Origin of the sequence: Luteimicrobium album, assembly GCF_030161555.1 — a bacterium.
Classification (GTDB): Bacteria; Actinomycetota; Actinomycetes; order Actinomycetales; family Cellulomonadaceae; genus Luteimicrobium; species Luteimicrobium album.
The window spans coordinates 1,683,675-1,695,836 of record NZ_BSUK01000001.1; the positions used below are offsets into that span (position 1 = coordinate 1,683,675).

7 protein-coding genes and 1 pseudogene are annotated in these 12,162 nt (G+C 70.9%); all 8 read left to right on the top strand.

Annotated elements, in window-relative coordinates:
• The first annotated feature begins 100 nt into the window (after positions 1-100).
• Positions 101-1,663, top strand: coding sequence for a glycoside hydrolase family 30 protein (locus QQK45_RS08745; RefSeq protein WP_284292936.1), 1,563 nt, complete (start codon positions 101-103; stop codon positions 1,661-1,663).
• Positions 1,660-3,111: a glycosyl hydrolase gene (locus QQK45_RS08750; RefSeq protein ID WP_284292937.1), complete on the top strand. Its 1,452-nt coding sequence runs from the start codon at positions 1,660-1,662 to the stop codon at positions 3,109-3,111. The genes QQK45_RS08745 and QQK45_RS08750 overlap by 4 nt, the downstream gene beginning before the upstream one ends.
• A 273-nt stretch (positions 3,112-3,384) precedes the next feature.
• A complete protein-coding gene (locus QQK45_RS08755) occupies positions 3,385-6,804 on the top strand; it encodes an Ig-like domain repeat protein (protein ID WP_284292938.1) in 3,420 nt (1,139 codons plus the stop codon).
• 47 nt (positions 6,805-6,851) lie between these two features.
• Entirely contained in the window at positions 6,852-7,880 is a 1,029-nt protein-coding gene (locus tag QQK45_RS08760) for an extracellular catalytic domain type 1 short-chain-length polyhydroxyalkanoate depolymerase (RefSeq protein WP_284292939.1), read from the top strand.
• Between the two features lie 463 nt (positions 7,881-8,343).
• On the top strand, positions 8,344-9,267 hold the full coding sequence (locus QQK45_RS08765) for a DUF2332 domain-containing protein (protein ID WP_284292940.1): 924 nt from the start codon (positions 8,344-8,346) through the stop codon (positions 9,265-9,267).
• A gap of 78 nt (positions 9,268-9,345) precedes the next feature.
• A pseudogene (locus QQK45_RS23115) lies at positions 9,346-9,567 on the top strand (LacI family DNA-binding transcriptional regulator); the annotation flags it as partial.
• Between the two features lie 152 nt (positions 9,568-9,719).
• On the top strand, positions 9,720-10,502 hold the full coding sequence (locus QQK45_RS08770; protein WP_284292942.1) for a LacI family DNA-binding transcriptional regulator: 783 nt from the start codon (positions 9,720-9,722) through the stop codon (positions 10,500-10,502).
• A 243-nt stretch (positions 10,503-10,745) separates the two neighbouring features.
• Entirely contained in the window at positions 10,746-12,086 is a 1,341-nt protein-coding gene (locus QQK45_RS08775) for an ABC transporter substrate-binding protein (RefSeq protein WP_284292943.1), read from the top strand.
• Positions 12,087-12,162: the final 76 nt, after the last annotated feature.

The following is a 12,162-nucleotide window of genomic DNA, read 5'->3' on the forward strand; positions in this document are numbered from 1 at the left end:
CGTCCTCACGGGAGGTGATCCACCGCAGCACACCTTCGCCCCGCGCATTCCGCGGGGCCCCGCACGTGACGCATCAGCAACGGAACAAAGGCGGTTTCGCATGCTCAGCCCACGCACCACACGCACGCTCGCCACGGGCGCGGCCCTCGCCGCGCTCGTCGCTGTTCCCCTTCTCGCCGGCGGGTCGGCGTCCGCGGGAAGCCATCCCACCACGCCCGCCGCGCGCACCTCGGATTCCGTCACCGCGTCGGTCTCGACGCCCGACCACCCCAGCCCGACCACGCAGCACCTCGCGCTGACCCGCACGACGGCGCAGGCCTCCTCCGACTCGGCCGGCCGGGCCTCGGCGCTCGCGGACACCACGTCGTCGGCGTTCCCGACGGGCACGACCGTCACCGTCGACCCGTCGCTCCGGTTCCAGAAGATCACCGGGTTCGGTGCGTCCCTGACCGATGCCTCCGCGTATGACCTGTCGCTCCTGCCGAAGGCCGACCGCGACGCCGTCATGACCCAGCTCTTCGACCCGGACCAGGGCGCGGGGCTCAGCTTCCTGCGCCAGCCGATCGGCGCGTCCGACCTCGCGCGCACCGTCTACAGCTACGACGACATGCCGCAGGGCCAGAAGGACTACGCCCTCAAGCACTTCTCGATCGCGCACGACGAGGACCAGATCCTTCCGCTGCTGCGCCAGGCCAAGAAGCTCAACCCGAAGCTCACGATCATGGCGACGCCCTGGAGCCCGCCCGGCTGGATGAAGACGTCCGACTCGATGATCGACGGAAAGCTCATCGACTCGCCGCGCATCTACCAGGCGTACGCCGAGTACCTCGTGAAGTTCCTGCGGGCGTACCAGAAGGCGGGGGTCCGGGTCGACTACCTGACCGTCCAGAACGAGCCCCAGGCGCTCGACCGAAGCAACTACCCGGGGACGAACCTCGACGTGGCGCAGGAGGCCAAGGTCATCGAGAAGCTCGGCCCGGCGATCAAGAGGGCCGGGCTGAAGACCAAGATCCTGGGCTTCGACCACAACTGGTCGGTGCACCCCTGGGACGCCGGTCGCCTCGAGCAGGTCAACGGCAGCCCCGAGGCCGACTACCCGTTCTCGCTGCTCCAGACCAAGGCAGCACGCTGGATCGACGGCACCGCCTACCACTGCTACTACGGCGACCCCGCGATCCAGAGCACCCTCAAGACGCTCCACCCCGACAAGGAGATCCTCGAGACCGAGTGCGAGGGGCTCGACATCAACGACGCCATCGGGAGCCTGCGCAACTGGGGGCAGGCCGTCACCGCGTGGAACGTCGCGCTCGACGAGAACCACGGGCCTTTCGTCGGCGGCTGCGAGTCCTGCACCGGCCTCGTGACGGTCGACTCGACGACCAAGGCCGTCACCTACAACCCGCGCTACTACCTGCTCGCGCAGTTCTCGCGGTTCGTCACGCCCGGCGCGACCCGGATCATGAGCACCTCCGTCAACAACGTCGACGGCCAGACGGCGCAGCTCGACTCCGTCGCCTTCCGCAATCCCGACGGCACGCTCGCCGTCGTCGTGCACAACACCGCGAAGGCCACGCAGGCGTTCGCCGTGCGAGTCGGCGACAGCACGTTCCGTGCCACCCTCCCCGCCGACGGCGTCGGCTCCTACAGCTGGAGCGACCGGTGAACGCGGGCCGCCTCGCCCGGGGCGCGCGCCGTCGTCGGATCGTCGCCGGACTGGTCGCGGCCCTGTTCGTCGGCGCAGCCGGCCTCGCCGTGAGTGCCCCCGCCCAGGCTTTCCCCGCGTCCTCGAAGCAGCAGGTCCTCGACTACCTCGCCTCGATCAGCGGGAACCACGTCGTGGCCGGGCAGCACAACAAGGAACCCGCCACCCAGCCCAACCACTACAGCCAGGTCGTCAAGAACGTCACCGGCCAGTGGCCCGGCCTGTGGGGCGGCGACCTCATGTTCAACCCGTCCGACGTCGCCAACCGGCAGCGCGTCATCGACCAGGCCAAGACCGAGTGGGCCAACGGGTCGCTCGTGGCCCTCACCTGGCACGTCTGCCCGCCCACCATGGGCAGCTCGTGCTCGTTCGACGGCGGCGTGAAGTCCCGCATCACCAACGACCAGTTCGACCAGGTGATCACCGACGGGACCGCCCTCAACACCGCCTGGAAGAACCGGCTCCAGGAGGCCGTGCCCTACCTCCAGCAGCTCAAGGACGCGGGTGTGCCCGTGCTGTTCCGGCCGCTGCACGAGATGAACGAGACCTGGAACTGGTGGGGCGGCTACGGCGCCAAGAGCGCCCAGCTCTACCGGATCACCCACGACTACCTCGTGAGCAAGGGCCTCACCAACCTCATCTGGGTGTGGAACGTCCAGGACAACCCCGCCGGCGGCTGGTCCACCTACTACCCGGGCTCGTCGTACGTCGACGTCGTCAGCCTCGACGCCTGGTACAAGAGCTACCCGAGCGCGGGCGACTACCAACAGATCCAGTCCATCGCCGGCAGCAAGCCCATCGCCATCGCCGAGATGGGGAAGATGCCCACCGAGTCGTTCCTCGCGAGCCAGCCGAAGTGGTCGTACTTCATGATCTGGTCCGAGCAGCTCCAGGGGAACAACACCGACGCCGAGATCCAGGCGACCTACTTCAACCCCCGCGTGCTCTACCAGGGCAAGCTCTCCCTGCCGGCCTCCGGCGGAGGGAGCGACCCCGGCAGCGGGGCGCGGACCGGCGCCATCACCGGGCTCGCCGGCAAGTGCGTCGACGCGCGGGCGTCCGGGACCGCCGACGGCACCGTCGTCCAGCTCTACACGTGCGCCGCCGGCGTCGCGCAGACCTGGACCGTGGCCGCACCGGGCGGGACCGGGACCGTCGTCAACGCCGGCTCCGGCAAGTGCCTCGACGTCACCGGTCAGGGCACCGCCGACGGGACGCCCGTACAGCTCTGGACCTGCAACGGGTCCGGGGCGCAGCAGTGGACGTACGACGACGGCACCCGGACGCTGCGCAACCCGCAGGCGGGGAAGTGTCTCGACGTGACGGGGCAGAACAGCGCCGACTCGACGCCGCTGCAGGTCTGGACGTGCAACGGACAGACGAACCAGCAGTGGAGTCTTGCGGGCTGATCTCGTCCTGCTTCCCGCACGGCCACGTCGTCCCGTGCGCGGCGTGCACCCCGCCGAGCATGACGTTTTCCCCCGTGTCGTGCCGAGCATGACGTTGTCCTCCCGTTCGCCCCCTGATCGGGGGGACAACGTCATGGTCGGCGCTGGCCCCACGTTCCTCTGACACCGTTGACCGAATGCGATGAAGCGGTTAAGTTTTCGCATGGCGGACCAGTCGTCCGACCGGCGCGCGCCGAGCGTCGCCGAAGCCCACGCGAAGGAGCGCGGAGCACCATGAACACCCATCCACGCAGGACCGGCCGACGACGCACGCGTGCTGCCGTCGGGGCCGCGCTGACGGCGGCGCTCGCCGTCGGCACACCCGTCCTCGCCGGGACCGCGGCGCACGCCGCGGGCGCCGGCCCAGCAGGAGCACCCGTGACCGAGAGCAGGCTCACCGACCCGTCGGCCGCCGAGATCGGGGCGTCGCTCAACACGAGCTTCGTCACGCACGACGGCGCGCACCTCCGGCTCGACGGCCAGACGTTCCGCTTCAATGGGACGAACGCCTACTGGCTGGCCCTCGACGAGAACGTGCCGCCCGGCACCGTCGACTACCCGACCTTCTTCCGGATCCGCGACGCGATCGACACAGCCCAGGACCTCGGCGCGACCGTGATCCGGTCCCACATGCTCGTCTCGACCGGCAACGCCAAGTCGCTCCTCCCGTCGAAGGAGGCCGGCTACAACGAGGACGCGTGGTCGACCATCGACTACGCGATCGCGTACGCCGGCAGCAAGGGCATCCGGCTCGTCCTGCCGCTGACCGACAACTGGGCGTACTACCACGGCGGGCTCCGCGACTTCGCGCGGACGTACGGGCTGTGCGAGGACTCGTCCGCGGACTGCCCGCAGTTCTACTCCGACCCGCGGATCATCGCGGACTTCCAGGACTACGTCCGGACCGCCCTGAACCACGTCAACCCGTACACCGGGCTCGCACTCAAGGACGACCCGACGGTCATGGCGTGGGAGCTCGGGAACGAGCTCGAAGGCATGACGCCGTCGTGGATCGACACCATCTCGAGCCAGCTCAAGGACGAGGCGCCGCGGCAGCTCGTCGCGGCCGGCCGCCGGTTCGACATCGACCCCGACACCCTGGCGGCGAGCAAGGTCGACGTCGTCGACGTGCACTACTACCCGCCGACGGTCGCGAAGGTGACCGCCGACGCGAAGACGATCACCGACGCCGGCAAGGCCTACATCGCGGGCGAGTACGACTCGAACGCCGCAGCGACCGTCCTGCCGTCTCTCACGGCTGACGCGAACGTGACCGGCATGCTGTCCTGGTCGCTGTTCCCGCACGACGACACGAGCGGGTTCGTCCAGCACGACGACGGCTTCCAGATCCACTACCCGGCCGACGACGCGACGATGCGCGCGAACGTCGCGGCGCAGCAGGACTACGCCCGCTCGCTCGGTACCGCGGTCGCCCCCACGATCACCCGAGCCCCGCTCGTCACGTCCGTGACCAGCGACTACGGCCTCCACCGCCTGGCGTGGCGCGGCGCCACCGGAGCGACCGGCTACCTCGTCCAGCGCGAGGACGGCACGTCGTGGACCACCCTGACGACCGACCCCGTGGGCGACGCGCCCTGGCTCGACACCGCGACCCAGGGCGCCGCGACGTACCGCGTCGTGCCCGTCGCGGCGGACGGGACCCACGGCCCGGCGTCCGACCCGGTGACGGTCGGCGCGGGCGAGCAGCTCACCGTCGACGCGGTGGGTAGTCTCACCCCGCTCGCCACGCACACGGGCCTCGCGGTGCACCCGCTGGGGGAGGACGCCGTCGTCGTGCCGACGAGCACCGACGGCGGCTCGGCGACATGGTCGGCGCCGGGGCTCCGCTCCGTGACGCTGTCCGTCGCGGCCGACGCACCTCCCGCCCTGACGCTCGAGGCCGCAACCGCCGACGGCACCTGGACGACGCTCGACGCGCACGCCGCCACCGCGGGCGACGGCCGCTGGACCGTGACCGCCGACGCCCCCGCGGGCGCCGACCGGCTGCGCGTCACCTGGCCGGCCGGCGTCGCCGCGACGGAGACCGGCCTGACCCGGGTCGCGCTGCGCGCTACCCCCGACGAGGCGGTGCTCGCCGACCCGCTCGACGACCTGTCGCTGACGTCCGCGCACACCAGCACGGTCGGCATCGACTCCGGCAACGCCACGCTGTTCGGCGGCGACACGGGTCGTGCGACGCGGACGTCGGCGGGCGCGGGGTCGGCCGAGTGGTCGGTCTCGTCGTCCGACGCTCCGCAGGGACTGACGGGCTTCGACGCGACCGCGTACTACTGGCCGGACCAGGCGGCCGAGCCGCTCACGTTCGCCGTGTCCGACGACGGCGCCACCTGGCGCGACGTGACCCCGGCGGTCACGACGACCCCGGGCGCGGTCGGCGGGAGCTGGACCAAGGACGCGTACAGCGTGCGCGGGCTGTCCGGCGTCCGGCACGTGCGCGTGACATGGCCGGACGGGAGCACGCCCGAGTGGGCGCAGCAGCTCGGGGACCTGCGGCTGCTCGCGAGCGCGGCGGACGGCGTCGCCGCTCCCGCAGCGGTCACGACCACGGCGCCGGCCGACGCCGCCACCGACGTGCGCGGGGTGCCCGCGCTCACCTGGAAGGCGACGGCGCGCGCCGCCGTCTACCGGGTGACGCTGTCCCGCCACGCCGACTTGCGCGACCCGGTTGCGAGTACCGAGACGAGCGCGACGACGTTCACGCCGGCGATCGCGCTCGACGAGGCGGCCCGCTACTACTGGCAGGTCACCGCGGTGAACGGCGCCGGCACGTCGTCGTCGAAGGTCGCGTCCTTCAGGACCGCCACCCGGCCCACGACCCCGACCACCGCGGACGACTTCGAGTCGTACGCGACCGGTGCGGACGTCGCGGCCGCGTACGTGCGCAACACCGGCGGCGGGGCGATCACGCCGACCCTCACGCCGTCGGGTGCGGGCACCGGGCACGGGAACGCGCTGCGCCTCACCTACGACCTGGGCTCGCCGGGCTACGCGGGCGTGACCCGCACGTTCGGGACGGCACAGGACTGGTGGGGCTACGACGGACTGTCGCTGTGGCTCGACCGCAGCAAGGTCGGCGCGGGGCAGAGCCTGAGCGTCCAGATCGTCGCCAACGGCGCCTACTACGAGGCGACGCTGCCGGGCACCGGCCCCGCCGCTGCGGGCGTCGTGACCGTGCCGTTCGACGCGTTCGTGCCGCCGTCGTGGGCGTCGGGCGAGGGGCCGCTCGACCTCACGTCCGTCACCCAGCTCTCGTTCTACCTGGGCGGTTCCGGGACGGGCGTGCTCGACGTCGACGACGTCCGTGCGGTTCGCACGACCCAGGCGACCGGGACCGCCGGGTCGGCCGTGCTCGCGCTCGCCCTGCCGCCGGTCACCCGGGCCGGCGACCGCGTCGACGTGCTCGTGCAGGTCCTCGGGCTCCGCGGCACGGCCACGGGCACCGTCACCGTCCGCGATGAGGACGGCGTCCCGATGGGCACCGCGACGCTCGCGAAGGGCCGCGCGACCGTGAAGGTCACGGCGCCGCCCACGCCGGGCACCGTCCGGCTGGCGCTCGACTACGCGGGCGACCCCACCTACGCGCCGGCGCACGGCTCGGCGTGGCTGTACGTCCTCAAGGGAGCGAGACGATGAGAAAGACGACATGGCACCTCGGTGCACGGCGGACGGTAGGGGCAAGCGTGGGCGGACTGGTGCTCGCGGCAGCGGCTCTGACGGGCGCCGTCGGGACGGTTGCCCTCGGCGCGGGCACCGCTGTGGGGCACGGGTCGACGTCGCACGCCGCGTCACGCTGTGCGCCCGGGCTGGCCGCAGGCACCCAGGACGTGCCCGTGACCTACGGCGGGGCGACGTACCAGGTGCGCGTCCACGTGCCGGCGTCGGCGGCACGGACGGCCGCGCACCACGGCTCGGGCGGCCGATCCGGCGGGCCGGCGCTCGTGCTCGACCTCCACGGGTCCGGCGCCGACGGTGCGGCGCAGTCCGCGATCAGCGGCTTCGACTCCTTGTCCGACGCGAAGGGCTTTGTGGTGGCCGACCCCACCGCAGCGATCGCCCTGAACGGCGGTTGGGCGTGGAACGTGCCGGGAGTCCCGACCACGGCGGGCCAGCTGCCGCCCGCGGACGCGCGCGACGACGTCGGCTTCCTCAGCGCCGTCGCCACCCAGGTCGGCGCTAGGGCCTGCGCGGACCCCGACAAGGTCTACGCGACCGGGTACTCCGGCGGCGCACGCATGGCGTCGGCCCTCGCGTGCGAGCGGTCCGACCAGTTCGCGGCGGTCGGGACGGTCGCCGGGCTGCGGGCCGGGCGCCCGTCGCCGCTCGACACGAGCGTGCCCGACGTCGCGGACTGCCGCCCGTCGCGTCCCGTTCCCGTGGTCGAGTTCCACGGCGACGCCGACTACACCAACCCGTACCAGGGCAGCACCGACCTGCGCTGGGGCTACGCCGTGCCCGTCGCGGTGCAGACCTGGGCGCGGCTCGACGGCTGCCGGGTCGGGCCGTCGTCGACGGCGGTGAGCGAGCACGTCACACGGTTCGCCTACTCGCGCTGCGACGGTCGCGCGGACGTCGAGCTCTACCGGGTCTCGGGCGGCGGTCACACCTGGCCCGGGACGACGGCGGACCAGTCGGAGAACGGGACGGTCACGCAGGAGATCAGCGCGAGCGCGCTCCTATGGGACTTCTTCGCGGCGCACCCCCGTCGCTGACCGCAGACCACCGGAGCCCGGCCCCCAATCGGGGGGCCGGGCTCTGATCACGATGTCGATCAGACCCGCGGCCCTCGACGTGGTACCCCAGAAGCGACTGCGAGTGCTAGTGGATCCGGCCGATTCATGGTCCTGGGTGATCGAAACCGCGCCAGGATGGGCGCGCTCGTCACGGGCGTGCCGTGGTGAGGCGAGAAGGCGGCCGGGGGCCGGCGCGCGGGTACGGGTGTCTTGGAAGGAAACGGTGATGACGACTACGACTGGCGCAGTGGTTCGTGACGCCGAGCCGGAGGACGTCGGCGCGATCTGCAGGTACGGGGAGACCGTGATTCCTTCGCACTACGGGCCGTTGATCGGCGCTGAAGCGGCACAAGCCCAGGTGCGCCGGTGGTGGAACGAGACCTACGTCCCCGGCTCGTGCGTATCCTCAGCAGGTGGCGACGTTGGCTGAGGCATACGTTCGGTGGGCCGACCTCGAGGCGTATGGGTCCTCACCCTCTACGACGACTGGGCGCGATCGATCGCCGCCGACGACCACGTTCGGGAACTCGTCGAGGCGCTACCGGCAGGAAAGCGCCAACCCAACCTCGTCTTCGCGGCCGCACGCATGGTCGGCATTCCTCTCGCGCCGTACGAACAGGTCCGGGACTGGTTCGTCGAGCGCTGGGGAGCGCTCGCGACGGTCGCGCTCGAACGTGCGACCCAGACGAACGAGGCGGCGCGGTGTGCTGTGCTCCTGCAGGCTCTGGCGAAGCTAGACGGGCCGCTGGCTCTGGTCGAGGTGGGCGCCTCTGCGGGGCTGTGTCTCTACCCTGACCGTTACTCCTACCGGTATCGCTCTCCGGGCGCGACGATCGCGCTCGATCCGCCGGACGGCCCTTCGTCGGTCGTCATCGACTGCGCGGTCGACGACCCGGCACAAATTCCTGCCACCCTGCCTCAGGTCGTGTGGCGCGCGGGGATCGATCTCAACCCCCTCGACGTGACCGATCCAGACGACGTCGCCTGGCTCCAGACACTGATCTGGCCAGAGCATGACGACCGTCGCGAACGACTGCGGGCTGCGTGCGCGATCGCCGCCCTCGATCCGCCGCATCTGGTTCGAGGGGATCTACTGAACGATCTTGACCCCCTTCTCGACGACAGGCCCGCCGACGCGCACCTCGTTGTCTTCCACAGTGCGGTCCTGGTCTACGTCGACCCCTCGTCCAGGGAACGATTTATCGCACGGATGCGGTCCCTGGACGGGACATGGGTAGCCAACGAGGGAGCCGGGGTCCTGCCATCGTCGAGCGGCCTGCCCCACGATGGACGGACCGTGCTCTCCATCGACGACGTCCCCGTAGCCAGGACGCACCCTCATGGGCGCAGCATCACCCACTTGTAACTTGTTAGGAAACGATCACTTCTGACCCGCCGGCTGGTGTCGGTGGCACGCCGGATGACGGCCTGAAGAAGATCGTGGATGGCGGCGTCGGATGCTCTCCCCGTCCCCTCGTCGTGTGGGCGCTCGCCCGCCCAGGGCTTCGCCGCGGATACGCTGACCGTGGTCGGGGCGCGAGGCCCGTCCGACGACGAGCGGAGAGTGAGCGACACGGTGGCCCGGATCACGATCTCGGACATCGCACGCCGTGCCGGCGTGTCCACGGGCGCTGTGTCGTACGCGCTCAACAACCGGCCGGGCGTCTCGCGCGAGACCCGGGAACGGATCCTGGCGGTCGCGTCGGAGCTGGGCTGGCAGCCGTCGTCCGCGGCGCGCTCCTCTCGGGCGCGAAGACCGAGACCGTCGGCCTGGTCCTCGCCCGCGACCCGTCGACGCTCGGCGTCGAGTCGTTCTACATGCAGTTCATCGCGGGCATCGAGTCCGAGCTCGAGAAGCGGTCGTACGGCCTGCTGCTCCAGGTGGTCCCGACGCTCGACGTCGAGCTCGCGACCTACCGCACGTGGCGCGCCGCGCGCCGCGTCGACGGGGTCGTGTGCGTCGACCCGCGCATCGACGACCCCCGTGTCGCGCTCCTGTCGGAGCCGGACGCGCTCCCCGCCGTCGTCGTCGGGGACCCGACCCTCGCGAACGGCCTCATGAACGTGTGGACCGACGACGCCGCCGCGATCCGCGAGTCCGTGCGGTACCTCCACGCGGTGGGCCACCGGAGGATCGCGCGCGTCGCCGGCGTCGAGGGCTACGGCCACACGCTGATCCGTGACGACGCGTTCCGGGACGAGACGGAGCGCCTGGGGGTGCGCGGGTACGTGGCCCGGACGGACTACACCCCGGACCAGGGCGCCGCCGCGACGCGGTCGCTGCTCACGTCGGGCGAGGCCGACCGTCCGACGGCGTTCATCTACGACAACGACGTGATGGCGCTCGCGGGGCTCGGGGTCGCGAGCGAGCTGGGCGTGCGCGTCCCGGACGAACTGTCGATCATCGCGTGGGACGACTCGCCGCTGTGCGCGGCGACCTATCCCCGGCTGTCGGCGCTCAGCCACGACGTGACGCGCTACGGCGCGCACGTGGCCCGCCGGCTCTTCGACGCCGTCGACGGCAAGCCGAAGGCGAGCTTCCTCGACTCGACGCCGGTGCTGCGCCCGCGCGGCACGACGGCCCCCGTCCCCGCGAGGTAGTACGGCCGCCGGTCTACCTCGCGGATCGTGATCCGACCGTGATCGACCGGTCTTGACGCGCGCAAACTTAACCGCTTCACTAGTCCCATCATGACAACGGTGACACCAGCGACGCACAGAGGCATCGACCGCTGACCTTTCAGCGGACTCCTCAGGCGAGTGGTGCTACTTAAGCGTTCTACCGTCGGCGCGGCCGACGGGTCGACGACGACACGTCAACGACGACAGGAAGCAGGACACGACATGACCACACGACGGATCCTCGCGGCGGGCGTCACCGCCGCGGCGGTCGCGCTGACGCTGACCGCGTGCGTGGGCGGCGGGGGCGGTGCCTCCGGCGGCGACGACACGAAGGCTGCCACCGACGCCTTCCAGGGCGACGTCAAGGGGACCATCACGGTCCTCACCAACCGGACCGACCTCGTCAAGACGACGCTCGCGGACTACGCCAAGCAGTTCGAGGCCAAGTACCCCGGCACGACCGTGAAGTTCGAGGCGATCACCAACTACGAGGACGACGTCACCATCCGCCTCAACTCGCACAACTACGGCGACGTCCTCCTGGTGCCGAACAAGGTCACCAAGGACCAGCTCCCGCAGTTCTTCGAGCCGCTCGGCACGGTCGACGAGCTCGGCAAGACGTACCGGTTCATCAACGCGCAGGCGTACAACGACAACGTCTACGCGCTGTCGACGTTCGGCACCGCGCAGGGCTACGTCCTCAACGCGAAGGTCTGGAAGGACGCGGGTATCACTGCCCCGCCCAAGACCACCGACGAGCTCCTCCAGGACCTCCAGGCCATCAAGGACAAGACCAAGGCGACGCCGTACTACACGAACTACGCCGACGGCTGGCCGCTGTCGAACTGGCAGAACAACGCCGGCGCGATCAACGGCCCCGACGCCACGAAGATCCGTGACGCCGACGACTCGCCGTGGGACTCGGGCAAGGAGCAGTACCAGATCGACGGCCTGCTCTACGACATCGTCCACCAGAAGCTGTCCGAGGCCGACCCGACGACGACCAACTGGGAGGAGTCGAAGAACCTCCTCGGCACGGGGAAGATCGCGATGATGCAGCTCGGCTCGTGGGCCGCGCCGCAGATGCAGGACGCGGCCGTGAAGTCCGGCGCGTCGAAGGACGACATCGCCTTCTGGCCGATGCCCTTCCAGAAGGACGGCAAGTTCCAGTCGATCATCGGCAGCGACTACACGGTCGGCATCAGCAAGTACTCGAAGAACAAGGCGACCGCGAAGGCGTGGCTCGACTGGTTCGAGAACGAGTCCGGGTTCGCGCAGCTCAACGGCGGGATCCCCGCGAACAAGGACGGGGCGATGCCCGACATCCTCAAGCCGTTCCAGGACTTCGGGGTGGACCTCGTCGAGCTCAACCCGGCGCCCAAGGGCCAGGAGACGCTCGACACCGACATCCAGAACGCGTCGCAGATCGACCTCCAGGGGCCGAACTACCGCAAGCAGATGATCGACGTCGCGCGTGGCGCGGCGAAGGGCGACAAGGACTCGTTCTTCGCGGACCTCAACAAGCGCTGGGCCGCGGCCCGGGCGCAGGTCGCCACCCAGTAGCCCACACCGTCCGAGGCGGCGTGCGTCCGGGGCTCTTCCGGGCGCACGCCGCGGCCGCCGTGCCGGCGGCCGCAGA

Bases quoted from the DNA above. Each gene is read 5' to 3' on its own strand.
- QQK45_RS08745 (WP_284292936.1), top strand. From the start codon at position 101: ATGCTCAGCCCACGCACCACACGCACGCTCGCCACGGGCGCGGCCCTC.
- QQK45_RS08755 (WP_284292938.1), top strand. From the start codon at position 3,385: ATGAACACCCATCCACGCAGGACCGGCCGACGACGCACGCGTGCTGCC.
- QQK45_RS08770 (WP_284292942.1), top strand. From the start codon at position 9,720: ATGCAGTTCATCGCGGGCATCGAGTCCGAGCTCGAGAAGCGGTCGTAC.
- QQK45_RS08775 (WP_284292943.1), top strand. From the start codon at position 10,746: ATGACCACACGACGGATCCTCGCGGCGGGCGTCACCGCCGCGGCGGTC.